Annotated in this window: 23 protein-coding genes; 16 read left to right on the top strand and 7 right to left on the bottom strand. The window is 71.8% G+C overall.

Annotation, left to right across the window (positions count from 1 at the left end; all coding sequences use genetic code 11):
• Positions 1-15 precede the first annotated feature (15 nt).
• The 4 genes from AMK31_RS11695 to AMK31_RS11680 all read right to left on the bottom strand — a co-directional run bounded on the left by AMK31_RS11695 (position 16) and on the right by AMK31_RS11680 (position 5,972).
• Positions 16-2,238 (bottom strand): polysaccharide pyruvyl transferase family protein, encoded by a 2,223-nt coding sequence (locus AMK31_RS11695; RefSeq protein ID WP_073940397.1) that lies wholly within the window; start codon positions 2,236-2,238, stop codon positions 16-18.
• Positions 2,235-3,497 carry a glycosyltransferase family 29 protein gene (locus AMK31_RS11690; protein WP_073940396.1) on the bottom strand — a complete coding sequence of 421 codons (1,263 nt, stop codon included), beginning with the start codon at positions 3,495-3,497 and terminating at the stop codon, positions 2,235-2,237. Before AMK31_RS11690 ends, AMK31_RS11695 begins: the two co-directional genes overlap by 4 nt.
• Positions 3,498-3,645: 148 nt before the next feature.
• Positions 3,646-4,986 (bottom strand): alpha-2,8-polysialyltransferase family protein, encoded by a 1,341-nt coding sequence (locus AMK31_RS11685; protein WP_073940395.1) that lies wholly within the window; start codon positions 4,984-4,986, stop codon positions 3,646-3,648.
• Positions 4,986-5,972, bottom strand: coding sequence for a glycosyltransferase family 2 protein (locus AMK31_RS11680; protein WP_073940394.1), 987 nt, complete (start codon positions 5,970-5,972; stop codon positions 4,986-4,988). The genes AMK31_RS11685 and AMK31_RS11680 overlap by 1 nt, the downstream gene beginning before the upstream one ends.
• A 198-nt stretch (positions 5,973-6,170) precedes the next feature.
• Between AMK31_RS11680 and AMK31_RS11675 the strand changes: the two genes are divergently transcribed.
• The 14 genes from AMK31_RS11675 (at position 6,171) to AMK31_RS11610 (ending at position 22,056) form a co-directional block, all read left to right on the top strand.
• Positions 6,171-7,514: a DUF6716 putative glycosyltransferase gene (locus AMK31_RS11675; protein ID WP_073940393.1), complete on the top strand. Its 1,344-nt coding sequence runs from the start codon at positions 6,171-6,173 to the stop codon at positions 7,512-7,514.
• A 32-nt stretch (positions 7,515-7,546) separates the two neighbouring features.
• Complete coding sequence (locus tag AMK31_RS11670) at positions 7,547-8,788, top strand: N-acylneuraminate cytidylyltransferase (protein ID WP_073940392.1); 1,242 nt, start codon at positions 7,547-7,549, stop codon at positions 8,786-8,788.
• A 14-nt stretch (positions 8,789-8,802) separates the two neighbouring features.
• Entirely contained in the window at positions 8,803-9,741 is a 939-nt protein-coding gene (locus tag AMK31_RS11665; RefSeq protein WP_073940391.1) for an N-acetylneuraminate synthase family protein, read from the top strand.
• Between the two features lie 48 nt (positions 9,742-9,789).
• Positions 9,790-10,866, top strand: coding sequence for a hypothetical protein (locus AMK31_RS11660; RefSeq protein ID WP_073940390.1), 1,077 nt, complete (start codon positions 9,790-9,792; stop codon positions 10,864-10,866).
• Between the two features lie 159 nt (positions 10,867-11,025).
• Complete coding sequence (locus tag AMK31_RS11655) at positions 11,026-11,367, top strand: DUF1330 domain-containing protein (RefSeq protein ID WP_073940389.1); 342 nt, start codon at positions 11,026-11,028, stop codon at positions 11,365-11,367.
• 245 nt (positions 11,368-11,612) lie between these two features.
• Positions 11,613-12,845 (top strand): amidohydrolase, encoded by a 1,233-nt coding sequence (locus AMK31_RS11650; protein WP_073940388.1) that lies wholly within the window; start codon positions 11,613-11,615, stop codon positions 12,843-12,845.
• Between the two features lie 217 nt (positions 12,846-13,062).
• Positions 13,063-14,109, top strand: coding sequence for a BMP family lipoprotein (locus AMK31_RS11645; protein ID WP_073940387.1), 1,047 nt, complete (start codon positions 13,063-13,065; stop codon positions 14,107-14,109).
• 322 nt (positions 14,110-14,431) lie between these two features.
• Positions 14,432-15,478 (top strand): BMP family lipoprotein, encoded by a 1,047-nt coding sequence (locus AMK31_RS11640; RefSeq protein ID WP_073940386.1) that lies wholly within the window; start codon positions 14,432-14,434, stop codon positions 15,476-15,478.
• A gap of 161 nt (positions 15,479-15,639) precedes the next feature.
• The gene (locus tag AMK31_RS11635) at positions 15,640-17,244 is read left to right on the top strand and encodes an ABC transporter ATP-binding protein (protein WP_073940385.1); all 1,605 of its coding nucleotides are present in this window, start codon (positions 15,640-15,642) and stop codon (positions 17,242-17,244) included.
• Positions 17,244-18,362 carry an ABC transporter permease gene (locus AMK31_RS11630; RefSeq protein WP_073940384.1) on the top strand — a complete coding sequence of 373 codons (1,119 nt, stop codon included), beginning with the start codon at positions 17,244-17,246 and terminating at the stop codon, positions 18,360-18,362. The genes AMK31_RS11635 and AMK31_RS11630 overlap by 1 nt, the downstream gene beginning before the upstream one ends.
• On the top strand, positions 18,359-19,633 hold the full coding sequence (locus AMK31_RS11625; protein WP_073940383.1) for an ABC transporter permease: 1,275 nt from the start codon (positions 18,359-18,361) through the stop codon (positions 19,631-19,633). The genes AMK31_RS11630 and AMK31_RS11625 overlap by 4 nt, the downstream gene beginning before the upstream one ends.
• Complete coding sequence (locus tag AMK31_RS11620; RefSeq protein ID WP_073940382.1) at positions 19,630-20,019, top strand: cytidine deaminase; 390 nt, start codon at positions 19,630-19,632, stop codon at positions 20,017-20,019. Before AMK31_RS11625 ends, AMK31_RS11620 begins: the two co-directional genes overlap by 4 nt.
• A 79-nt stretch (positions 20,020-20,098) precedes the next feature.
• The gene (locus tag AMK31_RS11615) at positions 20,099-21,376 is read left to right on the top strand and encodes a thymidine phosphorylase (RefSeq protein WP_198948474.1); all 1,278 of its coding nucleotides are present in this window, start codon (positions 20,099-20,101) and stop codon (positions 21,374-21,376) included.
• A gap of 95 nt (positions 21,377-21,471) precedes the next feature.
• Entirely contained in the window at positions 21,472-22,056 is a 585-nt protein-coding gene (locus AMK31_RS11610; RefSeq protein ID WP_073940380.1) for a Uma2 family endonuclease, read from the top strand.
• 7 nt (positions 22,057-22,063) lie between these two features.
• Here the strand turns inward: AMK31_RS11610 and AMK31_RS11605 are convergent, their stop codons facing one another.
• Positions 22,064-22,984, bottom strand: coding sequence for an AEC family transporter (locus AMK31_RS11605; protein ID WP_073940379.1), 921 nt, complete (start codon positions 22,982-22,984; stop codon positions 22,064-22,066).
• Between the two features lie 124 nt (positions 22,985-23,108).
• Here AMK31_RS11605 and AMK31_RS11600 point away from each other — a divergent pair, with 124 nt between their 5' ends.
• Positions 23,109-23,495 (top strand): STAS domain-containing protein, encoded by a 387-nt coding sequence (locus AMK31_RS11600; RefSeq protein WP_073940378.1) that lies wholly within the window; start codon positions 23,109-23,111, stop codon positions 23,493-23,495.
• Here the strand turns inward: AMK31_RS11600 and AMK31_RS11595 are convergent.
• Positions 23,379-24,392, bottom strand: a complete 1,014-nt coding sequence (locus AMK31_RS11595; protein ID WP_073940377.1) for a sigma-70 family RNA polymerase sigma factor — start codon at positions 24,390-24,392, stop codon at positions 23,379-23,381. The genes AMK31_RS11600 and AMK31_RS11595 overlap by 117 nt on opposite strands.
• Before the next feature lie 123 nt (positions 24,393-24,515).
• Entirely contained in the window at positions 24,516-25,775 is a 1,260-nt protein-coding gene (locus AMK31_RS11590; protein ID WP_073940376.1) for an MFS transporter, read from the bottom strand.
• Between the two features lie 63 nt (positions 25,776-25,838).
• On the opposite strand from AMK31_RS11590, the gene AMK31_RS11585 reads away from it, so the two are divergent.
• The gene (locus AMK31_RS11585; protein WP_073940375.1) at positions 25,839-26,789 is read left to right on the top strand and encodes a LysR family transcriptional regulator; all 951 of its coding nucleotides are present in this window, start codon (positions 25,839-25,841) and stop codon (positions 26,787-26,789) included.
• The last annotated feature ends 23 nt before the right edge of the window (positions 26,790-26,812 follow it).

Here is a 26,812-nt window from a genome sequence, read left to right as displayed (position 1 = left end):
TGAATTCCCGGTGTCTCAGGCCTGACCGAAGATCTCCCGGAGTTCCTCGATGTTCGAACGGGTGGTCTTCCACAGCAGGTCCTGGGCGCTGTGCACATCCGCCACGGCGGCCGTGTGGTCGTCCAGCACCGCCGCCGCCCGCTCGGCGAGCCGGGGGCCCAGCGACCGGTCGTGCACGGACAGCCCCCACTCCGGCCGGCCGATGTCGGCGAGGAAATAGGCGAGTTTCGGGTGGGAGACGAGGCTGAGGATCGGGGTGCCGCAGCCGAACGGGATCATCCCCGCGTGCCCGCGCATCCCCACCACCAGCCGCGACCGGCGGTACAGGTCGCGGATCCCGTCGTTCGACATGTCGTACAACTGCTCCACGGGCAGCGTGATGCCGTGCTCGCGGCGCAGGTCGTGCACGAACTTCTCGTCGGCGGGCATGTGCGCCGCGTACCGCACGTCCGCCTTGCCCCGCAGCTCCCTCAGCGCGGTGGCCATCTCGCCGAGGAAGTGGCCGTAGTCGTGGCCGAACCGCAGGCCCGCGCGGTCGTACGCGCAGTTCACCAGGACGGTGTCGGAGCGCTCCGCCGGGTCGGTCCAGCCCGGCACCAGATGCCGTGCCACCGTGGTCGGGCAGGGCTGATAGCGCACCCGGTCGCGCAGCCCGGCGGGCAGCAGCTCACGCACGCGTTCGATCGAGCCGTGGTTGCGCAGCCCGAAGAACGCCGACCGCTCGACGAGCGCCCGCAGGCTCTCCGCGAACCGGCCCCGGCGGTAGAGCTGCCCGTCGAACACGTTGTAGCCGACCGCGAACACCGCCAGCGGCGCGGTGATCCGGGCCAGGACGTCGTCCGGGATGTTCCACTGCCAGTGGCTGTTGCCGTTCGGGGAGGTGTCCGGGAGGAACAGCCCGCCGCCGCCCACGATCACCCCGCGCCGCGCGTTCAGCCGCTCCAGCGCCGCCTCGTCGACCAGCCGGTGCACCGGCTGTCGGTACCAGCGCCGCGGGCCGGTGTCCGAGTCGAAGCACATGCGCACGGCCTCGGGCAGGACCTTGTCCCCGGCGTTCTCCTGCCCCTCGGCGAACAGCGCCACATGCGCCAGCTGCTCGGCGGCAGGCGCCGGTTCCGGCTGCTCCGGCTGTTCTGGCCGCCCCGGCGCGTCCGGACGGGTGCGGACGAACCAGGCGTGGCACCCGGCGTCGGTGGGGTCGGCCTCCAGACCGTCGCGGGCGTAGGCGTGCGCGTCCTCCTCCCGCCCGCACACCCAGGCCAGGCGGGCCAGCTGGGCGAACGCGCGCGGGGCGACGTCGGGGGACGCCGCCGCCAGCAGCAGATGGGCCTCCGCCTCGTCGTAGCGGGACAGCGCCATCAGGCACAGGCCGAGCGTCTCCTGGCAGCGCGGCGCGTCCAGCCGGTCGCGCAGGACCGGGGCGAGGACGTCGACGGCCTCGTCGTAGCGGCCCTGCCCGCGGTACCCGTCGGCGACCGTCCGGGCCAGGTCGAGCGAGGGACGCGCCCGCAGCAGAGGCGGCGCGAAGTGCGCGAGGAGATCGGGGTGCTTGCCGCCCGGCAGGGCGCGGTAGGCGGCCCGGAAGTCCTCGTCGTTCATCTCGAAGCGGCGCCGCGCCTCGGTGGCCGGGCCGTACCCGGGCTCGTCGAACGGGCCGGTGAAGCGCAGGACGGCGACGTGCGCGGGCACGGGCGTGTCGTCGTGGAGCCGCCGGGTGAGGAAGTCGTACCGCGCGTCGACCGGGACCAGGACCTCACCGAGCACGGCGTCCAGGTCGGCGTCAGCGGTGAGCCGGTCCGCCACGGCGTCGGCCACGTCGGCGCGCTGGACGACCAGCAGGCCGTCCGGCCGGACGGAGCGCCCCCCGTCGCCCGCCAACTGCGGGACCGCGCCGACTCCGTGACGCATCCGCAGCAGCTCGCCGAGGTCCCCGAGGACCACCATGGACGGGGTGAGGGCGATGACGGTGTCGTAGCCCGCCAGCCGGAAGACGTCCGTACGGCTGTCCGCGTGGCGTGTGACGATCCGCGGGTGCAGGGCGCGCAGCGCGTCGAACGCGGAGTCGGGCAGCCCGGGGTGCAGGACCACGAAGTCCTCGCACACGTCCGGGTTGGTCAGCGCCAGGCTGCGGATCAGCGGGGCGAGGTGGGGCAGCCGTTCGGCGTCGGTGTGGACGGCGAAGGCGATCCGGCGCTTGCCGGTGATGGTTCTGCGGTCGTCCGCGGAGGAGTGGGTCATCGCAGGGCGATCCTCATCTTGCTGTCGTCGACATGCGTCGCACGGTCCATGACCCACTCGGCCTCCCTCGGCCGCAGCCGGCCGGGCGGCTGGAAGCCGATGAGGTCCAGGCGGGGGCTGACGTCCAGGAAGTCCAGGAGCCGCAGGACGGTGAAGGCGGTGCCGGTCCCGGCGTCCCAGCCGGCCTCGCCCAGCAGTGCCGGGTCGGTCAGGGGCCGGCGCAGGGAGGCGTCACCGATGTGCTCCTGCGCGCCGGGGGAGAGTCGCTGCCGGACGGCGCGGCGCCACCCGGCTGCCGGGTCGCCGAACACCAGCCGGACTCCCGTGGGCTGCGTCCATGCGGGTCCGTCCCACGGCGCGTCGCCCCGCAGCGTGACGGCGTGCAGGTCGGTGCGCTCGCCGGTGCCCTCCGCGCGGAGGCGGAACGAGTCGCAGCGCACCACCAGGTCGTAGCGGTCGATCTCGGCGCCCAGCGCGCTCCGGGCGACCTCCTCGCCGTTCGCGACCACGCACACCGTGCGCCCCGCGATCAGGCCGCGCAGACCGGCGGCCCCGATCGGCGTGCCGCCGCCGGGCGCCGGGTCGGCAGGCCCGTCGCGCTCGACGAGCCGCCGGTACTCGCCGTACAGCCGCAGCAGGCGCCGCACCTCGGGGTGGCCCATGCCGTGCCGGGCCACCCGCGCGCGCACGAACGCGGCGAACTCCGTCGTCACGGCCGCGGTGGTCGCGGTCCGCTCGCCGGCCAGGTCGCGCAGCGGGGAACCGGTCTCGGGGAACACCGCCGCATCCACGCACGCCCGGCGGCGCCGCAGGGTGTCGATCCGGCGGACGACCTCCGCCGCCGCGTCGGTGCCGCCCGCCAGCGTCAGATAGCGCTCGTAGCACTCCAGCGCCTCGGCGTCGCGGCCCAGCCCGTCCAGCGCCAGGCCGCGCAGCCGCCAGGCGCCCTTGGACCGCTGCCGGATCCGCGTCGCCGCCTCGGTGACCGCCAGGGCGAGGGCCTGCCCGTCCTCCCCGCCGGCCTCCAGCGCGCGCTCGCCCACCTGGAGCAGGGCGTCGAAGGGGTCCGCCGACGAGGTGTCGTCCAGGGACGTCGCGAGGACGCCGATCGCCTGGACGAGCCGGGCCCGCCCGGGAGCGGACCCGTCGCCCCGCGCCGCGAGGTACTCGCCGCACAGACGCATGTTCCGGGCGTACAGCTCCAGCCTGGCGGCCTCCTTCTGCCGTGCCTTGAACAATCCCGCCAGGGGGTTCGTCATGGGGTTCCACCGTTCGTTCGACCGGAGGCCGAATGTGCCCCAAGGCCCCTGGACGCGGGTGGCTTCACGGTGGACGGCAGGTGAACACTCTCGGCGCGGACGGCTCGGCGCCGCGTGAGCGCCGGATCAGCGCCGCATCGGCTCTGTGTCAGCGCCGTACGGCTTTCAGGATCACCCGCCCGCGGTGCGCCACCCGGCGGGCGGTGGAGTTGCGCGGCAGGAACGCCAGCCGTTGCGGCAGCCCGCCGGGCAGCCCCAGCGCGGTCAGCCGGCGCCGCTTGAAGTAGGGCTGCGTACGGGGACCGAAGTGCCGGGCCAGGAACTCCTCGGCCGCGGGCCGCAGCGAGGGGTGGACCTGCGGCTGCATGGCGAAACCCATGGCCGTGACGAGCCCGGGGAGCAGTTCGGCGGGCAGTCCCGGCGCGTCCCGGCCGGGCGACTCCAGGTCCGGCAGCAGCGCGTGGGCGAGGGCGACGGGGACGCGGTTGCTGTTCTGGAACGGCGCCAGCCGGTCCAGCAGCATCCCGGTGCCGATGCGGGCGACCGGCAGGTCGTGGAACACGGACGCGGTGAACAGGGCCGTCGAGAAACAGCCGACCACCAGCGCGGGCCGCGCCTTCGCGTACAGGACCTCGGCCAGCACGGGGGTGTCGACGACGACCAGGTCGACGCCGAGCCGTTCGGCCTCCGCCCGCAGGGCCAGGCTGTAGCCGGCCGGGGCCGTGGGGTGCGGCTTGAACACCACGGAGCGGTGCCCGCGTCCGACGGCTCCGCGCAGCATCCGCAGATGCAGCTCCTCCTCCTCGGCGGGAGTGAGGATGTTCAGCGCGGAGAGGTACTGGCCGAGCAGCAGTGCCGCGCCGTCCGGCACGGCGGGCAGGTCGCCCGCGGCGCCGGTGAGGTCGCCCATCACCTTCAGGAAGGCCTCGGTGGGCACCACCTCCGCCGGCACGCCGAACTCGGTCAGCAGCATCGGCTTCAGCCCCGCCACCAGGTCCAGATGGAGCAGCCGCCGCACGCGCGTGCCGACCAGCGGGTCGAGCTTGCTGCGGGTGGGGCCGTAGCTCATCAGGCCGTCGGCGTAGACGTGCAGGGGGGCGTCGGTGAAGATCTGGGCCAGCCCGAGAGCCGGATTGACCTGGAGGGACTCCACGACCAGCTCGACCCGGTCGTCGCCCAGCCGCCACAACTGCCGCAGATAGCGCTCGAACAGCGGCAGGTCGTCGCCGCGCGGCTGCCAGGCACCGGGGTGGAAGGGGCGGATCGCCTCGTTGTACGACAGCACCTCGCCGAAGTGGTCGCGCAGTGCGCCGAAGCCCGGCATCTCGTCGACGGCCGGGGTGGTCTCAGGCGTCGCCGAGTTGTTGAACACCAGCAGCACCCGGCGGCCCGGCTCCGGCTCCGCGAAGCACCCGGAGTCGAGCGCGGCGGCGAGCGTGGCCGCGCCGTACAGCGTGGAGACGCAGAAGATCTGGGTGGTACGGGACATCAGGCAGCCGCCTTCCCCTTGGTGATCCGGCGCCGCAGCCGCCGCAGCCTGGCGGCCCGCTGGAAGTCCATGGTGTCGAGCACGTCGCCGAGGGCGTTCTGCGGCATGCGCTTCATGGCCGCCGCGCACATGACCCGCAGCTGCTTGGCCACGGCCGGCTCGAACTTCTCGATCTCCGAGAGATGGTGGGCGATGATCGCGCAGTAGGTGCGCACCGCCTTCGGCAGCAGCCGGTCGGCGTCGCGGTCCGCGGCGGTCTCCCCGACGACCTGGTCGAAGGCGCGGATGAAGTCCAGCTGGCGGACGTCGCCGATCTGGGTGAGCGACCCGGCGACCCCGCGCCGGTAGAACACGCCGAGCAGCCCCACCACGGCGAACGACTCCGCCTCCCGGTGCAGCTTCCAGATCCACGGCCGGTCCTCGGCCGTGCGCAGCCCGTCGGTGAAGTGCAGCAGGCCCCGGTCGAGCAGCCGCCGGTGGAAGGCGCCGGCCCAGGCGTAGGCGTAGTCGACCGAGGTGGTGCGGTCGGCGGGCAGGATCGCCTCGCGCGGGTTCAGCACCTCCCCGCGCCGCCCGACCGGCGCCCGGTGCACGGAGCGGGCCCGCGCGGTCGCCTGGACGTGGTCGGTGCGCACGAAGTCGCAGCCCAGTCCCTCGATGGCGGCGACCAGGTCGGGCAGGTAGCCGGGGGCGAGCCAGTCGTCACCGTCCAGGAAGGCCAGGTACTCGCCGGTCGCCACGTCGAGGCCGGTGTTGCGCGCGGTGGCGAGTCCGCCGTTCTCCTCCCGGTGGATACAGCGCACCTGCGCGAGCCCGGAAAGTTCTTCGGCCGCGCGTTCGAGAATGGCCGGTGTTTCGTCCTTCGATTTGTCGTCGACCAGGATGAACTCGAAGTCGGGACGAGCATTTGCGCGAAGGCTTCTGAGGGTGTCCGGGGCGAATTGCTGAACGTTGTAGAAGGGCACGATCACGGAGAGCTTTGGCACCCGAGAAAGCCTAGGAGGCGGCCCGGCTGCGGAACTTTCCGGTACCGGTACGGGGGGTGAACTCCATGTGTCGGAACGGTGCATGCCGTGTACTTCCCGGGCTGCGACGAGCCAGTTCGGCTCTCGGTGGGGTGCTGTTAACTTTTTGTTGAGTCACGGTTGGGCCATAACTCTCAATCGCTTCCTAGCGTCTTCCGCGTGCCAGCAAGTACAACGAAGCCCACCCGGATCGCGGTACTCGCGGACTCCGACACCCGCTGGAAATGGGGTGCGCTGACCGCGGACCGCATCGTTCCGGTTCCATCCGCGGTAGCCGTCACCGCGGACGCGGCGCAAGCCGCCCCGGTCCTGGACGGATTCCTGCTGCGCGGCCGCGCCACCCCCACCCCACGGCAACTCGCCGAGGTGGGCGTACGCGCCGACTCCCTGCGTGAGGTCACCGCCGTCGAGTTCCTGCGCACCATGGCGCACGAGTCGTACGACGTCCTCGTACTCGCGCTGGTCGGCGGTGGCGTCCAGGCCATGCTGCACGGACTGAAGCGGGTGTGGGAGGACCGGGCGGACCGGCCCGTCGTCGTCACCGGCTACGTCGGCGTCGTCTACGAGAAGCTCGCCGACGGCCTGCTCCTGCGGCACGGCGCGGACCTCGTCCTCGCCAACTCCCGCCAGGACGCCGAGCGGTTCCGCGCCGTGTACGACGGGGTCGGCGCCGACTCCTCCGCCGTGACCGAGGTGGCGCTCCCGTTCCTCGGCGGCGCGCCCTACGAAGGCGAACACGACCCGTACACGGTCGTCTTCGCCGCCCAGCCGTCCGTCCCGGACAGCCGCAAGGACCGCGCGTACCTCCTCGACCGGCTCGTCCGGCACGCCAGGCTGCACCCCGAGCGCGAGGTGCTGCTGAAGCTGCGCTCCAAGCCCGGCGAACACACCACGCACATCGAGGAACTGCCCTACCAGAAGCTGGCGCAGAAGCTCGACCCGCCACCCAACTTCCGCCTGGTGTACGGCAACATGGGCGAGGTCCTGGACCGCACCGACCTGCTGGTCACGGTCAGCTCCACGGCCGCGCTGGAGTCCCTGCACCGCCGCGTGCCCACCGTCGTCCTCACCGACCTCGGCATCCGCGAGGCGCTGGGCAACCACCACTTCGTCGGCTCCGGCTGCCTCGCCTCCTGGGACCAGCTCGACGCCGGCCACCGGCCCGTGCCGGACCCCGGCTGGGTGGCCCGGCAGGGCGTCGAAGCCGACGGCGAGTACGCCACCGCCTTCGACGCGGCCCGCGAACGCATCGCCAAGCTGCTCGCCGCGGACGCGCTGCCCCCGCTCACCCCGTACTACACACCGGCGACCGCCCCCGGCTATCTGCCCGGCATCCTCGCCCGCCACCACCTCGGCCCAGACGGCACCCCGCTGCCCGGCGCCCCCGCCCACGACAAGGACCCCGGCCCGGTCCGCCAGATGGTCCGCCGCGCGGCCCGCGGCGCCTACCGGCACGGCGTGCAGCGGGTGGCCCCGGTGATCCGGCGGATGGGCGAGCTGTGAGCCGTGCGATCCCACCTCAAGGAGTAGAGCCCATGTCCCACCCGCAGACGGGCACAGGCACCGCCCTGCGCCGGGTGCTCGCGGTGATTCCCGCGCGCGGCGGCTCCAAGGGCGTGCCCGCGAAGAACCTCGCCCCGGTCGGCGGTGTTCCGCTGGTCGCCCGCGCGGTCCGCGAATGCCGGGCGACCCGGCTGGTGACCGACGTCGTGGTGTCGACGGACGACCAGGCCATCGCCGAGGCGGCCCGCGCGGCCGGCGCCGAGGTCGTGCTGCGCCCCGCCGCCATCGCCGGCGACACGGCCACCTCCGAGGCGGCCGTCCTGCACGCCATGGACACGCACGAGGCACTGCACGGCTCCCCGGTCGACGTGGTGCTGCTCGTCCAGTGCACCAGCCCCTTCCTGGTCCGCGAGGACGTCGACGGGGTCGCGGCGGCCGTCGCGGAGAACGGCGCCGACACCGCCGTCACCGTCGCGCCCTTCCACGGCTTCGTCTGGCGCGACGCCCCCGACGGCGACGACGAGGGCGCCTTCGGCGTCAACCACGACAAGTCGTTCCGGCCCCGCCGCCAGGACCGCCCCCAGGACCTGCTGGAGACCGGCGCCGCCTACGCGATGGACGCGCCCGGCTTCCGCGAGCACCGGCACCGCTTCTTCGGCCGTACGGAACTGGTGCGCACGGACCCGGCGCGGGTCCTGGAGATCGACGACCCGCACGACCTCGCCCGCGCCAGGGCCCTCGCGCCGCTGTTCGACGCGGAACGGCCCGGCGCCCTGCCGACCGCCGACGACATCGACGCGGTCGTACTCGACTTCGACGGCACCCAGACGGACGACCGGGTGCTGATCGACTCCGACGGACGGGAGTTCGTCTCCGTGCACCGCGGCGACGGACTCGGCATCGCTGCCCTGCGCAGGTCGGGCCTGAAGCTGCTGATCCTGTCCACGGAACAGAACCCGGTCGTCGCCGCGCGGGCCCGGAAGCTCAGGCTCCCGGTGCTGCACGGCATCGACCGCAAGGACCTCGCGCTCAAGCAGTGGTGCGAGGAACAGGGCATCGCGCCGGAGCGCGTGCTCTACGTCGGCAACGACGTCAACGACCTGGGCTGCTTCGCCCTCGTCGGCTGGCCCGTAGCGGTCGCCAGTGCCCACGACGTCGTTCGCGGCGCCGCACGCGCGGTCACCACCGTCCCCGGTGGCGACGGCGCGATCCGAGAGATCGCCGGCTGGATCCTCGGACCCTCTCTCGACTCTCCCGCCCCCACCACCAGGTAAGGAACGTTCCAGTCATGAGCACCAACTCCCGTCTGCGCACGCTCGGTTCCCGTGAGGCCGGCCCCGGCCGCCCCGTCTACATCACCGGCGAGATCGGCATCAACCACAACGGCGAGCTGGAGAACGCCTTCAAGCTGATCGACGTGGCCGCCGAGGCGGGCTGCGACGCGGTCAAGTTCCAGAAGCGCACCCCGGAGATCTGCACCCCGCGCGACCAGTGGGACATCGAGCGCGACACCCCCTGGGGCCGGATGACGTACATCGACTACCGCCACCGCGTGGAGTTCGGCGAGGACGAGTACCGCCAGATCGACGAGTACTGCAAGGAGAAGGGGATCGACTGGTTCGCCTCCCCGTGGGACACCGAGGCCGTCGCCTTCCTGGAGAAGTTCGACGTCCCCGCCCACAAGGTGGCCTCCGCCTCCCTCACGGACGACGAGCTGCTGCGCGCCCTGCGCGGCACCGGCCGCACGATCATCCTCTCCACCGGCATGTCCACCCCGAAGCAGATCCGCCACGCGGTCGAGGTGCTGGGCAGCGACAACATCCTGCTCTGCCACGCCACCTCCACCTACCCGGCGAAGGCCGAGGAGCTGAACCTCCGCGTGATCAACACGCTGGAGAAGGAGTACCCGAACGTCCCGATCGGCTACTCCGGCCACGAGACCGGCCTGCAGACCACCCTCGCCGCCGTCGCCCTCGGTGCCGTCTTCGTCGAGCGCCACATCACCCTCGACCGCGCCATGTGGGGCTCCGACCAGGCCGCCTCCGTCGAGCCGCAGGGCCTTTCCCGCCTGGTCCGCGACATCCGCACCATCGAGGCCTCCCTCGGTGACGGCGTGAAGAAGGTCTACGACTCCGAGCTGGGCCCGATGAAGAAGCTGCGCCGCGTCACCGGCGTGGTCGCCGAGGCCGAGATCGCCGCGGCGGCGGGCGAGCCCGTCACCGTCTGACCGAGCCGAACCCCCACACCCCCCATACGACGGGACGGTCGTACGCCGATGAGCCCCCGCGCCGGTCATGCCGGCCCGAATGCCGGACCGCACACCCTCGCGTTCGTCGAGAGTCCGGTACAGCTGCTGAACGTGCTGGAGTGGGCGCACGCCCACGCGCCCGGCGCGGGGCTCACCCTGGTGGTCCTGTCGCCCGTCGACCCGATGACCCGCGGCCAGCTGCGCCGGATGGCGGAGCTGGCCCGTCAGGAGGGCCACGAGGTCCGCTGGGAGGAGGCGCGCGGCGGCGCGCTGGCACCCTTCCAGACGGTCGGCGGGCTCACGGGGGCGCTGCGCCGCGCGGACCGCATCGTCATGGGGGACCCGTTCTCGCGCTACGTCCAGCTGCTGCTGACCATCACCCGGGCCCGTGACCTGGTCGTCGTCGACGACGGCACGGCGACCATGGAGTTCGTCACCCAGCTGGCCCGCGGCGAACGCCTGGTCCGCTGGCACCGCAAGGGCACCCGCCCCGGGCCCCGCGACCTGGCGTTCGCCCCGGTGTCGTCCTCGGCCCGCCGCCGCCTCACCCCGGCGGCGGACCGCAGGGTCGAGATCTTCTCCTCCATGCCCATAGAGGAGACGCCGGGCGGGGTGACCGTCCGGGCCAACGACTTCTCCTGGACCCGGGCCCGCTTCGGCCCGCCCCGCATCACCAAGGGCGCCGACATGGTCGGCACCTCCCTGGTGGAGACCGGGGTCGTCGACGGCGACCGTTACCTGGCCGCCGTGACCTCCCTGGCCCGTGCCCACGGCGCGCTGCGCTACTTCGCCCACCGCCGCGAGAGCGCGGAGAAACTCCACCGGCTGGCGGTGGAGACCGGCCTGGAGGTGGTCCGCCCCGACCTCCCGCTGGAGCTGATCGCCCGCCGGGGCCCGATCGGCCGTACGGTCCTCAGCTTCCCCTCGACCGTCGTCCACACCCTCCCGCTGGCCCTCGCCGGCACCGAGGTCCGCGTCGCGGTCTGTGACATCGACCCCGCCTGGCTCACCCGCACGGCCTCCCCGCGCGCCCAGGGTTTCCTGGACGGGGTGACGGGGACGGCCCGGGACGTGCACCGGCTGTCGGCGGTCCAGGCGGTGTAGGGGCGGCGGGCGCCCTCCGCCGGAGCGGCGGGCGCGTCACAGCCGGAGCGGCGAACGCTTCACAACTGGTGCGGCGGGCGCTTACCTCCGGGGTAATCGCGGCGGCACGGACCCCTGGCTACGGTCGGGCGGACCACCCGTTCGGCCGAAGGAGGCCCCGTGCCCGCCTATGGTCTCGCCCATCTGCGCAGCCGCCGGCACCATCCCGACATCCTGGAGTACCTGCGCCGCATCCAGGCCACCCTCGACCCCTTCCAGGGCCGGTTCGTCGTGCACGGCCCGCCGGCGGAGGTACTGGAGGGCAGCTGGCCCGGCAGCATCGTGCTGATCGAGTTCCCGGACCTCGGCATGGCCCGCGCCTGGTACGCCTCACCGGCCTACCAGGCGATCCTCCGGCTGCGCACCGACCACATACAGGGCGACGTCGTCCTGGCCGACGGCGTGGGCCCGGCCTACGACCCCGCCGCGCGGGCGGAAAGACTCCGCGCGGAGCAGCCGTAGCCGTGTTCCGGTAGGTGAACGGAAAAGCGTGGGTGGGGCAGGGCGTGGTATCCGTGGAGAAGTGGGTGGGCCTCGCACCGGTCCGGACGGTCGTCGCGGTCGGCCGAGCCGCGCGAGTTTACCCACCCCACCCGGTACCTATGCGCACGGCGGTCGGTTTTTCTTCCCCTAACGGGCTGATTTTTTGTTGATCTCAGGACAGTCGGCCGCCCGGGCGTCCTACCCTTCAGAGGGTGAAGCAATTGATGTCACTGGAGTCCGAGGCCGACCTCCCCGGCGAAGCGGTGCTGCCGGGCACGTTGCCGGAACCCCTGCGAGCCGAGCTCGTCGCGTTCCGCCGTGACCTGCACATGCACCCGGAGCTGGGCAACCAGGAGTTCCGCACCACCAAGGCGATCAAGGCCCGCCTGGAGCAGGCCGGCCTCAAGCCCCGGGTACTCCCGGCCGGCACCGGCCTCGTCTGTGACATCGGCGCCGACGGCGGGCAGTGGAGCGGCGGCCCCGAGATGCTGGCGATGCGCGCCGACATCGACGCGCTGCCGATCCCGGACGCCAAGACCGAGTGCGCCTACCGGTCGACGGTCCCGGACCGCTGCCACGCCTGCGGTCACGACGTCCACACGACGGTCGTCCTCGGCGCCGGGCTGCTCCTCGCCGAGCTGCACCAGCAGGGCCTGCTGCCGCGCCCCGTCCGGCTGATCTTCCAGCCCGCCGAGGAAGTCCTCCCCGGCGGCGCCGCCGAGGCCATCGAGAGCGGGGCGCTGGACGGGGTGGCCCGGATCATCGCCGTGCACTGCGACCCGCGCGTCGACGCCGGGCGCATCGGACTGCGGCACGGCCCGATCACCTCCGCCTGCGACCGGCTGGAGATCGCGCTGGACGGCCCCGGCGGCCACACCGCCCGCCCCCACCTGACGACCGACCTGGTCACGGCGGTGGCCCGGGTGGTCACCGACGTCCCCGCGATCGTCGCCCGCCGCGTCGACGCCCGCAGCGGCCTCTCGGTCACCTGGGGCCGGATCGAGTCCGGCCACGCCCCGAACGTCATCCCGCAGCACGCCGAGCTGTCGGGCACCGTCCGCTGCCTCGACCTGGAGGCCTGGCGGCAGGCGCCGGACCTGGTGCACGCGGCGATCGACGAGGTCGCGGGCCTGCACCGGGCCAAGTCGGAGATCAACTACGTCCGCGGCGTCCCGCCGGTGGTCAACGAACCCGGCGTCACCGAACTGCTCCGCGACGCCATGACCATCCGTCGCGGCATGGACTCAGTCGAGGGCACCGAGCAGAGCCTCGGCGGCGAGGACTTCTCCTGGTACCTGGAGCACGTCCCGGGCGCGATGGCCCGCCTCGGCGTCCGGGTCCCCGGCGAGCGCACCGTCCGCGATCTCCACCAGGGCGACTTCGACGTCGACGAGCACGCGATCACGGTCGGCGTGGAACTCTTCACCGCGGCGGCCCTCCTGGACGGCGGCCGCTAGGCCGCACCCGTCCGGGCTTGTGCCCGGCGGGCCCCGGATGCAGCCTGGATGTGTCCGGAGCACACCTTTCGAGCCGGTGGTTCACCCGCACGTAACGGGCCACCGGCACGAATGGATAACGGCCACGGGGAACCCCGTTCCCTGGAGTTTCTACGCGCGTTAATGTGCGCCGGAACCGAGCACCCACTGCGGGGCTTTGGAGAATGGGGAACTTCAGATGCGTCGGATATCCAGACTGACCCGCGTCGCGGTGGGGGTCGCGTCGCTCGCGCTCGCCGCCACCGCCTGCGGTGGCACCAGCAGTGAGAGTGGCGGCGACGGCGAGAAGGAGAACCTCGGTCTCGCCATCGCGTACGACATCGGCGGCAAGGGCGACCAGTCCTTCAACGACGCCGCGTACGCCGGTCTGACCAAGGCCAAGGACGAGTTCGGCTACAAGACCGCCGACATCGAGCCCACCGAGGGCGAGACGGACGCCGACAAGGAGCAGCGCCTGGCGTCCCTCGCCAAGCAGGGCTACAACCCGGTGATCGGCGTCGGCTTCGCCTACGGCCCCGCCATGGAGGCCGTCGCCAAGGACTACCCGGACACCACCTTCGGCATCGTCGACTCGGTCGTCGAGGGCGACAACGTCGCCTCCCTGGTCTTCGCCGAGGAGCAGGCCTCCTACCTCGCCGGTGTCGCGGCCGCCAAGGCCACCAAGACGAACACCGTCGGCTTCATCGGCGGTGTGGACATCCCGCTGATCCACAAGTTCGAGGCCGGCTTCGAGCAGGGCGTCAAGGCGACGAACCCCAAGGTGAAGGTGCTCTCCCAGTACCTGACCCAGACGGCCGAGGAGGGCGGCTTCTCCAGCCCCGACAAGGGCAAGGCCGCCGCCGAGGGCCAGATCGAGAAGAAGGCCGACGTCGTCTACCAGGCGGCCGGTCTCTCCGGGCAGGGCGTGATCGAGGCCGCCGCCAAGGCAAAGGTCTGGGCGATCGGTGTCGACTCCGACCAGTACCAGCAGGAAGCCCTCGCGTCGTACAAGAAGTTCATCCTCACCTCCGCTCTGAAGGACGTCGGCGGCGCGGTCTACACGCTCGCCAAGTCCGTCGAGGACGGCAAGCCGCTGACCGGCACCCAGACCTTCGACCTGAAGGTCAACGGCGTCGGCCTCGCCGAGAGCAACCCCGAGTTCGCCAAGGTCGAGGGCCTGACGGACGCCGTGGCCAAGGCCAAGGAGGGCATCACCTCCGGCCAGATCAAGGTCAAGACCGAGTAGCGGCACACGTCGCGACCAGGCCGCCCGGCGGAAAGGGCGAACCCGGTCGTACCGATCGGAAGCGGGCGGGCACCCACGGTGTCCGCCCGCTTCGCCGTTCCCGCCCCAGGTCACCCACCGCCACCCGCCCTACGCGCTCCGCGAGCCCGCTCCCGTGCGTTCCGTGGCGTTGGCCACGGGCGGATAACAAGGTGGACAGAAGGGGTTTTCAGGCAGGTCTACGCGCGTTAATCTGCGGCGAAGCCAGCGCCGATGCTGAACCGTGCGGCGCTAAGCGATCCCGGAGCAGTCCGGGCACGCCAGTACGACAGGAGCACCACACATGCGCCGGGTTTCCCGTATCGCGGTCGCGGGCGCAGCGACCGCCTCCCTTGCCCTCGCTCTCTCCGCCTGCGGCGGCACCTCCACCGAGAGCAGCTCGTCCTCGGACAGCGACAAGGGCCTCGCCATCGCTTACGACGTCGGCGGCAAGGGCGACCAGTCCTTCAACGACGCCGCGTACGCGGGCCTGGAGCAGGCGAAGAAGGCGTTCAAGTACGAGACGGCGGACATCGAGCCCACCGAGGGCGAGACCGACGCCGACAAGCAGCAGCGTCTGGAGTCGCTGGCCAAGCAGGGCTACAACCCGGTCATCGGTGTCGGCTACGCCTACGCCTCCGCCATCAAGGGCGCCGCCGAGAAGTACCCGGACACCACCTTCGGCATCGTCGACGACTCCACGGTCGAGGCGAAGAACGTCGCCGACCTGGTGTTCTCCGAGGAGGAGGCCTCCTACCTGGCCGGCGTCGCCGCCGCCAAGTCCACCGAGAGCGACGTCGTCGGTTTCGTCGGCGGTGTGGACATCCCGCTGATCCACAAGTTCCAGGCGGGCTTCGAGCAGGGCGTCAAGGACACCGACCCGAAGGTGAAGGTGCTCTCCCAGTACCTGACCCAGACGGCCGAGGAGGGCGGCTTCTCCAGCCCCGACAAGGGCAAGACGGCCGCCGAGGGCCAGATCGAGAAGAAGGCCGACGTCGTCTACGCGGCCGCCGGTCTCTCCGGTCAGGGCGTGATCGAGGCCGCCGCCGCCAACAAGGTGTGGGCGATCGGTGTCGACTCCGACCAGTACCAGCAGGAAGCCCTCGCCAAGTACAAGGACTCGATCCTCACCTCGGCCATGAAGGACGTGGCCAAGGCGGTCTACAACCTCGCGAAGTCGGTCGAGGACGGCAAGCCGCAGACCGGTATCGTTCGTGGCGATCTGAAGTCCGGTGAGGTGAGCCTGTCGAACTCCAACCCGAAGTTCGCGGACGACGCCGAGGTCCAGAAGGCCGTCGAGACCGCCAAGAAGAAGATCATCAGCGGCGAGATCAAGGTCAAGTCCAGCTGATCCGCAAGACCCTGAGCACTGTGTAACCGCGGGGTTACGTCCGCTCAACGGGGTACGGGGAGGCTGTCTCCCCGTACCCCGTTGTCGCGGTGCGTCGCCCCCTTTCGATGCCGTAGGGGCGCTACGCGCGTAGACGACCCCCGTCCCCAGGAGAGTGCGCCATCAACGCGTCCAGCAGCCCTCCGGCCGGAGCGGCGGTCAACGGTCAGGCGACCGCCGTCGAACTCGCCGGGATCACCAAGCGATTCCCCGGAGTCGTGGCCAACCACGACATCCACCTCACCGTCCGCAAGGGCACCGTCCACGCCCTCGTCGGCGAGAACGGCGCCGGCAAGTCGACGCTGATGAAGATCCTCTACGGCATGCAGAAGCCGGACGAGGGCACCATCACCATCGACGGCGAACAGGTCACCCTGCACAGCCCCGCCGACGCGATCACCCGCGGCATCGGCATGGTCCACCAGCACTTCATGCTGGCCGACAACCTGACCGTGCTCGAGAACGTCGTGCTGGGCAGCGAGAAGCTGTACGGCATCGGCGCCAAGGCCCGCCGCAAGATCAAGGAGATCTCCGAGCGCTACGGCCTCGACGTGCGCCCCGACCTCCTGGTCGAGGAGCTCGGCGTCGCCGCCCGCCAGCGCGTGGAGATCCTCAAGGTCCTCTACCGCGGCGCCCGCACCCTGATCCTCGACGAGCCGACCGCCGTGCTCGTGCCGCAGGAGGTCGACGCGCTCTTCGACAACCTGCGCGAGCTGAAGGCCGAGGGCCTGTCGGTCATCTTCATCTCCCACAAGCTGGGCGAGGTCCTGTCGGTCGCCGACGACATCACCGTCATCCGCCGCGGCACCACCGTCGGCACGGCCGTCCCCTCCGAGATCACCCCGCGTCAGCTCGCCGAGATGATGGTCGGCAGCGAGCTGCCCACCCCGGAGACCGCCGAGTCCACGGTCACCGACCGCCCGGTGCTCACCGTCGACAAGCTGCGTCTGGAGGCCCCCGGCGGCAAGGCGGTCCTCGACGACATCACCTTCACCATCCACGCGGGCGAGGTCCTGGGCATCGCCGGCGTCGAGGGCAACGGCCAGACCGAGCTGGTCGACGCGCTGATCGGCCTCAAGCACGCCGACTCCGGCACCATCGCCCTGGAGGGCGAGGAGATCACCGCCTGGGCCACCCGCAAGCGCCGCGAGCAGGGCATCGGCTACATCCCCGAGGACCGCCACCGCCACGGCCTGCTCCTGGAGTCACCCCTCTGGGAGAACCGCATCCTCGGCCACGTCACCGAGAAGCCCAACGCCAAGGGCGTCTGGCTGGACCCGAAGGCCGCGCAGGCCGACACCCGCCGGATCGTCACCGCGTACGACGTCCGCACCCCGGGCATCGACGTCACCGCGGCCTCCCTCTCCGGCGGCAACCAGCAGAAGCTGATCGTCGGCCGCGAGATGAGCCACAACCCGAAGTTCCTGATCGCCGCCCACCCCACCCGCGGTGTGGACGTCGGCGCGCAGGCCGCGATCTGGGACCACATCCGCGAGGCCCGCCGCGAGGGCCTGGCCGTGCTGCTGATCTCCGCCGACCTGGACGAGCTGATCGGCCTGTCCGACACCCTCCGGGTGATCTACAACGGCAGGCTGGTCGCGGACGCCGACCCGGCGACGATCACGCCCGAGGAGCTGGGCTCCGCCATGACCGGCGCCGCCACCGGCCATCTCGAACACGAAGAGACCCCGACCGACGGCCCGGGTACGGAAGACGAGGCCCGCTGATGAAGAAGTTCGACAAGGAGCGCGTGCTCCTCGCGGTGGCCGGACCGGTCATCGCGCTCGCCGTGGCCTTCGCGCTCAGCGCCATCGTGCTGATCGCCTCCGGCAAGAACCCGGTCGAGCCGTTCGCCGTGATGTTCGAGCAGGCCACCTTCTCCGACATCCAGGTCCGGATCATCAACCAGGCCACGCTGTACTACATCGCGGCCCTCGCGGTGGCCATCGGCTTCCGGATGAACCTGTTCAACATCGGCGTCGACGGCCAGTACCAGCTCGCCGCCATGATGGCCGCCATCGTCGGCGCGCACGCCGACCTGCCGGCCGTCCTCCAGGTGCCGCTGCTGCTGCTCACCGCGCTGCTCACCGGCGCGTTCTGGTCCGGCATCGCCGGTGTCCTCAAGGTCACCCGCGGCGTCAGCGAGGTCGTCGCGACGATCATGCTGAACGCGATCGCCACCTCCGTCATCGCCTACCTGTGGCTGCCGGACGTCTTCGGTGTGAAGGTCGGCAACAACAACACCACCGGCGAGATGCACGAGTCCGGCTGGATCCCCGGCATCGACCTGGGCGCGGCCGGCGAGATCTACGGCCTGGTCGTCCTCGCCGTGCTGCTCGGCATCGGCTACTGGGTCGTCCTCAACCGCACCCGCTTCGGCTTCGACCTGCGTGCCTCCGGTGCCTCCGAGACCGCGGCGGCCGCCAGCGGCGTCGACCCCAAGCGCATGGTCCTCACCGCCATGCTGATCTCCGGCGCGATCGCGGGCCTCGCCGGTCTGCCGATCCTCATGGGCGACACCCACACCTACAGCCTCAACTTCCCGACGGGCATCGGCTTCCTCGGCATCGGCATCGCCCTGCTCGGCCGCAACAGCCCCGTCGGCATCGCGTTCGCCGCCCTGCTGTGGGCCTGGCTCGACAAGGCCTCGCCCGAGCTGGACTTCCACGGCTACGACAAGGAGATCGCGGTCATCATGCAGGGCCTGATCGTGCTCTCGGTCGTCGTCTCCTACGAGGCCGTCCGCGAGTGGGGCCTGCGCCGCCAGCAGCGCCGGGTCGGCGCGGAACTCGCCGCCGGTCACGTGCTCGGCGCCAACAACACGAAGGAGGTGGCTGGCCGATGACCGCCCCCGTCTCTCCGACTGACGTCAACCAGCCCACGCTGCAGCCCGCGGCGCCGACCGGCCGCCGGATGTCGTGGCCCGTGCTGCTGCTGGTCATCGCCGGAGCCCTGGCGCTGACCTCGCTCGTCCGCATCATCACCGGCGCCGACGGCATCACCAACGTCAGCCAGATGTCCACCGCCCTCCAGCTCGCCGTGCCGATCGGCCTCGCCGGTCTCGGCGGCCTGTGGGCCGAGCGCGCGGGTGTCGTGAACATCGGCCTCGAGGGCATGATGATCCTCGGCACCTGGTTCGGCGCCTGGGCCGGCTTCCAGTGGGGCCCGTGGACCGGTGTCCTGGTCGGCATCATCGGCGGCTGCCTCGGCGGCCTGCTGCACGCCTTCGTCACCGTCACCTTCAACGTCAACCACATCGTCTCCGGTGTGGCGATCAACATCCTCGCCCTCGGCGCCACCCGCTACCTGGCCCCCCTCGCCTTCGAGGGCCACGAGGGCGGCTCCGCCAAGCAGTCCCCGGCGGTGGAGTCCCTCGGCCACTTCACGGTGCCGGGCCTGTCCGACGCCCTCAGGGACCTCAACGACCAGGGCTGGTTCCTGATCTCCGACATCGCCGGCCTGCTCGGCGGCCTGGTCACCAACGTGTCCTGGCTGACCCTGATCGCCATCGCGCTGGTCCCCGCCACCTGGTGGATCCTGTGGCGTACGGCCTTCGGCCTGCGGCTGCGCTCCTGCGGCGAGAACCCGGTCGCCGCCGAGTCCCTCGGCGTCAACGTCTACAAGTACAAGTACCTGGCCGTGATCATCTCCGGCGGCCTGGCCGGCCTCGGCGGTGCCTTCCTGTCCATCGTGGCCAACCCCTTCTACCTGGAGGGCCAGGTCAGCGGCCGCGGCTACATCGGCCTCGCGGCGATGATCTTCGGCAACTGGATGCCGGGCGGCCTCGCCATCGGCGCCGGACTCTTCGGCTACACCGACAGCCTCAACCTGCGCGGCGGCTCCGAGAACGTCCACGCGCTGCTGCTGCTCGGCGCGCTGCTCCTGCTGATCGGCGCGATCTGGCTGGCGATCCGCAAGAAGTACACCTCCGCGGGTATCACCCTGATCGTGGGCCTGCTGGTGTTCGCCTGGTACGCGGGCACCAACGAGGTCCCCAACCAGGTCGTCTCCGCCACGCCGTACGTCATCACGCTGGTCGTCCTCGCCCTGTCGGCGCAGCGGCTGCGGATGCCGAAGGCGGACGGAATGCCGTACCGGAAGGGACAGGGCAAGTGACCGTCGACTGGGAGGCCCTGAGGGAGGTGGCGCGGGACGCCATGTCCCACGCGTACGCCCCCTACTCGGGCTACCCCGTCGGCGTCGCCGCCCTCGTCGACGACGGCCGCACGGTCTCCGGCTGCAACGTGGAGAACGCCTCCTACGGCCTCGGCCTGTGCGCCGAGTGCGGCCTCGTCTCCGAGCTGCAGCGCACCGGCGGCGGCCGGCTGACGCACTTCACCTGCGTCGACGGCAACGGCGACATCCTCGTCCCGTGCGGCCGCTGCAGGCAGCTGCTGTACGAGCACGGCGGCCCGGACCTCCTGCTGGAGACCCCGGCGGGAATCCTCCGCCTCGCGGAGATGCTGCCCCAGGCCTTCGGCCCGGACCATCTCACCAAGTAACTCCCCGCGGCCCCTCTGAACCGATACCCGATCAGAGGGGCCGCGCTCTTCCCGTACCACCGGAAGGAAATCCATGGCCATGGACGCCATCTCCGTCATCCGCACCAAGCGGGACCGCGGTGAGCTGAGCGACGCGCAGATCGACTGGGTCATCGACGCGTACACCCGCGGAGAGGTCGCCGACGAGCAGATGTCCGCGCTCGCGATGGCGATCCTGCTCAACGGCATGAACCGCCGGGAGATCGCCCGCTGGACCGCCGCGATGATCGCGAGCGGCGAGCGCATGGACTTCTCGTCCCTGTCCCGCCCGACGGCGGACAAGCACTCCACGGGCGGCGTCGGCGACAAGATCACCCTTCCGCTGGCCCCGCTGGTCGCCGCCTGCGGCGCGGCCGTTCCGCAGCTCTCGGGCCGCGGCCTCGGCCACACCGGCGGCACGCTGGACAAGCTGGAGTCCATCCCGGGCTGGCGGGCCCTGCTCTCCAACGAGGAGATGCTGAACGTCCTGGACACGACGGGCGCGGTGATCTGTGCGGCGGGTGACGGCCTGGCCCCCGCCGACAAGAAGCTGTACGCCCTGCGCGACGTGACCGGCACGGTGGAGGCCATCCCGCTGATCGCCTCCTCGATCATGTCGAAGAAGATCGCCGAGGGCACGGGCTCCCTGGTCCTGGACGTCAAGGTCGGCACCGGCGCCTTCATGAAGACCATCGAGGACGCCCGCGAACTGGCGTCGACGATGGTGGGCCTCGGCACGGACAGCGGCGTGAAGACGGTCGCCCTCCTGACGGACATGTCGACCCCCCTCGGCCTGACCGCGGGCAACGCCCTCGAAGTCCGCGAGTCGGTCGAGGTGCTGGCCGGCGGCGGCCCCGCGGACGTCGTGGAACTGACCATCGCGCTGGCCCGCGAGATGCTCGACGCGGCGGGCGTGAAGGACGCCGACCCGGCGAAGGCCCTGGCCGACGGCTCGGCGATGGACGTCTGGCGCCGCATGATCGCGGCCCAGGGCGGCGACCCGGACGCGGCCCTGCCCACCTCGCGTGAGCAGCACGTGGTGAAGGCCCCGTCGTCGGGCGTCCTGACCCGTCTCGACGCCTACGACATCGGCATCGCCGCCTGGCGCCTCGGCGCGGGCCGCGCCCGCAAGGAGGACCCGGTGCAGGCGGCGGCGGGCGTGGAACTCCACGCCAAGCCGGGCGACACCGTGACGGAGGGCCAGCCCCTGCTGACCCTCCACACCGACACCCCGGAGCGCTTCGACTACGCCCTCCAGGCGGTCGACGGCTCCTACGACATCGCGGCCCCCGGCACGGACTTCACGCCGACGCCGGTGGTGCTGGAACGTATCGCCTGACCAGGCGGTTTCCCTTTCGGGTGAACGGGACCGGTGGACCCCCGCCGGTCCCGTTCGGCATGCTGGGATCGGTGACGCACCGATAGGAGACCGCCATGAGCGCACTCACCGTCAGCCATGACCCCGAGCAGGGCTGGGACGACCTCGTCCGGTTCTGGGAGGAGATGGAATGGCCCGAGGGCAGCAAGGTGGAGATCATCGAGGGGATCGTCACCGTGTCACCTGCTCCAGCGTCCCGCCACAACGTCATCGCAGAACGTATTCAGCGTCGCCTCTACTCCGTGATCCCTGAGGACTGGGGCATCTTTCAAACTCAGGCCATCGCCGTGCCCTCACGGCTGGGCATGTTCATTCCGGACCTGCTGGTGGCTCCGGTACGGGAGTGTGCGGAGTCGGACTCCCATATCTCCGGTGCTCTCGCCGAACTCGTCGTCGAGGTGACCTCCCAGTCCAACGCCCGCCACGACCGCGTCAGCAAGCCCGCCGCCTACGCGACGGCCGCCATCCCGCTGTACCTCCTCGTCGACCGCTGGGCTCCCGGCGGGCCCACGGTGACGCTCTACGGAGAGCCGAAGGGCGACGTCTACCGGGTCCTGAGCGCGGTCAAGTTCGGTGACCCGATCAAGCTGCCGGAGCCGTTCGGCCTCACCCTCGACACCGGCGAGTTCCCGGTCGACTGACGCGGCGTCACCCCAGCGCCGCCGCCACCAGCACCAACCCCGGCACCGAAACCACCGTCGACAACAGCACCGCCTCCCGCGCCAGCACCTCGCCCACCCGATAGCTGCTGGCGTACGTGAACAGGTTCTGCGCGGCCGGCAGCGCCGACGTCACCACCACGTCCAGCAGCGCCGCACCCCGCAGCCCGAAGACCCCCGCCGCCAGTACCCACGCGATCACCGGCTGGGCGACGGTCTTGAGGCCCACCGCCAGCAGCACGGGCGCCTTCTCCGCGCCCCGCAACGGCAGTGTGCCGCCCCGCAGGGAGATGCCGAAGGCGAGGAGGACGGCGGGTACGGACATGTTGCCGATCAAAGTCAGGGGGTCCATGACCGGCCCCGGCACCGGGACACCCGCCGCCGACACCGCCACCCCGGCCAGCGAGCCCAGCGCGATCGGGTTCCGCAGCGGCGTCAGCAGCCGCTGCCACAGCGGCCGTCTCGCCCCGCCGGCCGCGAGGTCCAGCACCGTCAGCGCGACCGGTGTCACCCCGACCAGCTGGAACAACAGCACCGGCGCCACCAGCGAGGCGTCGCCCAGCACGTACACGGCGATCGGGATGCCGAGGTTGCCCGAGTTGACGTATCCGGCGCACAGCGCGCCGATCGTCGTACGGCCCACTCCCCAGCGGCGTACGACGCCCACTGCCACGAACACCCCGGCCACCGCCGCCGTGCTCAGTGCCGTCACCAGCAGCCGGGTGGAGAAGACCACCGAGAGGTCGGCCCCCGCGAGCGTGGTGAACAGCAGCGCGGGGGAGGCGACGTGGAAGGCGAGCTTGGTCAGCACCTCGCGGCCTTGTTCGCCGAGGTATCCGCGTCGGCCAATGGCATACCCGACGCCGATCACCACCGCGATCACCGAGAACCCGCTCAGCACCCCCTGCACGGCACCGCCTCGACCACGTGGCGGCGGCCGGACAAGGCGGAGGGAGGCGATGCGTGTGGCATGCAAGCAACCCTCTGCGGGAAGCGGTTTCCGGTCAATGTGATGCCGGTGACGCCGCCCCGCGATGAGTCCGGCGGGCCCGCCGGGTCTACCGCACGTGGATGCCATGACACCCGCGGACATCGTGCTGGCCGGACCCGTCACCCGGGAGGAGGTGGGCGGGCTGTGCGAGGACGTGCGCGTCCTGCTGGAGGGCGGCGGGCCGACGGTCGTGGTGTGCGACGTCGGCGCGCTCGGACCACCCGGGCTGGCCACCGTCGACCTGCTCGCCCGGCTCCAGCTGACGGCCCGGCGCGCCGGGGGCCGGATCCGGCTGCGGAACCCCGCCCCGGCGCTACACGCCCTGCTCGACCTGGTCGGCCTCCGCTTCGAGGTGGAGGGGCAGCCCGAACAGCGGGAACCACCGCTCGGTGTCCAGGAAGCAGTGGAACCCGGTGATCCGGCCGTCTGATATCTCCAGGACCTGCACCGCCCACGGCGTGAAGCCGCCCGCCTCCGGGTCCGGCTTGTAGTGCGCGAACCCGGGCAGTCCGTTGACCTCGACGGGCCGCAGCCGCGAGCCCGCGCAAGCGGAGCCGACGGTGGTCATGAAGCCGGTGATGTCGGCCGTGCCGCGCAGCCACAGGTCGAACGGCGGCATCGTCATGACCGCGTCCTCGTGCAGCAACGCGGTCAGCGCCGTCATGTCGTAGCCCTCGAAGGCCGCCACATAGCGCTCCAGGAGCTTCTGCTGGTCCGCGTCGAGCGGGTCGGACACCGCCGCGTCGGCGGCGGGGTCGGGCCGCTCGGCGAGGGTGGCGCGGGCCCGCTGGAGAGCGCTGTTGACGGAGGCGACGGAGGTGCCGAGGAGTTCGGCGACCTCGCTCGCCTTCCAGGCCAGCACCTCCCGAAGGATCAGCACCGCCCGCTGCTTGGCGGGCAGTTGCTGGAGCGCCGCCATGAAGGCCAGCCGTACCGACTCCTTGGCGACCGCCGCCTCCGCCGGGTCGGCGGTGGTTGGCAGCACCCGGGCGTCCGGCATCGGCTCCAGCCAGGTGTGGTCCGGGCGGGGGGAGAGGGCGGCCTGCGCGAGCGGTGTCGCCTCCGACAGGTCCATCGGCCGCGCGCGCTTGTTGCCGGCCGTCAGCATGTCCAGGCAGACGTTGGTCGCGATCCGGTACAGCCAGGACCGCAGACTGGAGCGGCCTTCGAACTTCTCGTGACTCCGCCAGGCGCGGACCAGGGTGTCCTGCACCGCGTCCTCGGCCTCGAAGGAGGAGCCGAGCATGCGATAGCAGTAGCCGGTCAGCTCGACCCGGTACTTCTCCAGTTCGACGTCGAGATCCGTCGTCGCCGTGGTGTTGCTCATGGTCCACCCACCCCTGTGGCCGCTACGGTGCCGCGCCTTCGCGCTCCAGCACTCCGGAAGCTACCGCAGCCCACTGACAACGGCCCCCGGAGCCGGGGAACCGCAGGTGAGGGGCGTGGCCGGTCAGGCGGTCCGGGCGAGAGTCCGCGCCGCGGCCACCGATCCGAGCACGGTGATGCCGACGACTCCGGCCACCGCCAGCAGCCCGACCCCGACCGTCCCGGCCCAGCCGCCCGCGTGGAAGGCGACGGCACCCGCCGTACTGCCCACGCTGGAGCCGACGTAGTACGCCGACTGGTACAGCGCCGCGGCCTGCGCCCGCCCGTGGGTCGCCGTCTTGCTGACCGCCGACGAGGCCACCGCGTGCCCGGCGAAGAAGCCCGCCGTGATCAGCACCAGACCCAGCAGCACCAGCGGCAGCGAGTCGGCCAGCGACAGCAGCAGCCCCGCGGCGGTGGTGCCGCCGCCCAGGTAGAGCGCGCCCCGGCGGCCCAGCCGGCCGACCAGCCGGCCCGCCGCCGACGCGGACACCGTCCCGACCAGGTACACCAGGAAGACCGAGCCGACGACGCCCTGCGGGAGCGAGAACGGCGCGTCCGTCAGGCGGTAGCCGATCACCGTGTACACCCCGCCGAAGACGGTCATGAACAGCGCGCCGATCGCGTACAGCCGCCGCAGCAGCGGGTCGGCGAGGTGCGCGCGGACCGTGCGGGCCAGCACCCGCGGGCGCAGCGAGCCCGGTGCGAAGTGCCGCGGCGCCGGCAGCAGCAGCCGGAAGGCGATCGCGCAGCCCACCGCGACCAGTCCCAGCGCGCCCAGCGCGACCCGCCAGCCCCACTCCTGCGCGACCCAGCCGGTGATCACCCGGCCGCTCATCCCGCCGACGCTGTTGCCCGCGACGAACAGGCCGATCGCGGTGATCAGCGCCTTCGGCCGGACCTCCTCCGCCAGATACGCCGTCGCCGACGCCGGGACTCCGGCCAGCGCCGCGCCCTGTACGGCGCGCAGGGCGACCAGCGCGGTCAGCGAGGGCGCGAACGGCACCAGCAGCGCGACGGTCACCGCCACCGCCAGGGACGCCGTCATGACCGTACGCCGCCCGAACCGCTCGGACAGGGCGCTCATCGGGATGACGAACAGCGCGAGCCCGCCGGTGGAGGCCGCCACGGTCCAGCTGGCCTCGCTCGCCGTCACCCCGAAGTCACCGGAGATCAGCGGGAGCAGTGCCTGCGTGGAGTAGAGGAGCGCGAAGGTCGCGACGCCCGCGAGGAACAGGGCGAAACTCATCCGGCGGTAGCCGGGCCCGCCCGGGGCCATACGCGAGTCGGGAACGGTCTTTACGGCGCCCACGATGGTGGACGCCCCGGTACTGGCGGGAGTCATGCTTCGACCGTACGGACGCCCTCGCTCATCCGTCCAATGCATGGAATCGCCATAATCGTTCCCATGGCGCATCAGCAGAGGTCACAGGCCCACCTGTCACAGTCCGGTGACACAGAAGACATGGCGATGACGCTGGCTCCGCGCCTCGCGTACTTCGCGGGCGTCGCCCGCACCGAGCACGTCACCCGCGCCGCCCAGGAGATGAACGTCCCCCAGTCGACGCTCTCCCGGGCCATGGTCCGCCTCGAGCAGGACCTGGGGGTGGAGCTGTTCGCCCGCCGCGGCCGCACCGTCGCCCTCACCCCCGCCGGGCGCACCTTCCTGACCTCCGTCGAACGTGCCCTCGCGGAGGTCGAGCGGGCCGCCGAGGAGGTCCGCGCGGACGCCGACCCGACCACCGGCAAGGTCGCCTTCGGCTTCCTGCACACCATGGGCACGGAGACCGTACCCGGCCTCATCCGCGCCTTCCGCGCGGAGCACCCGCGCGTGCGCTTCACCCTCGTCCAGAACTACGGCGAGGCCATGATCGAGCGCATGCGCGCCGGCGGCCTCGACCTCTGTCTGACCTCCCCCGTCCCCGACGCCCCCGACCTGGTCGCCCGCCGCCTGGACGAACAGAAGCTCCGCCTGGTCGTCCCCGCCGACCACCGTCTGGCCGCCCGCAAGCGCGTCCGCCTCGCCGAGGCGGCCGACGAGTCCTTCGTCACCCTGGAACCCGGCTACGGCCTGCGCCGCATCACCGACGACCTCTGCCAGGAGGCGGGCTTCCGCCCGAAGGTCGCCTTCGAGGGGGAGGAGGCGGAGACGCTGAGGGGTCTGGTGGCGGCGGGCCTGGGCGTCGCCCTGCTGCCGCCGCCCGCCGTCCCCCGCCCGGGAGTCGCGGAACTGACGGTCACGGCACCGCGCGCGGTACGCGAGATCGGCGTCGCCTGGCTGGCCGGCAGCGTGGACACGCCCCCGGTGGCCGCCTTCAAGAAGTTCCTGCTCTCCAGGAAGGGAAGCCTGCTGACCTGAGACGCGGAGGGCACCCCGGCGCC

Origin of the sequence: Streptomyces sp. TSRI0107 (assembly GCF_001905845.1) — a bacterium.
Taxonomy (GTDB): Bacteria; Actinomycetota; Actinomycetes; order Streptomycetales; family Streptomycetaceae; genus Streptomyces.
This window is presented reverse-complemented; position numbering and strand designations above follow the sequence as displayed.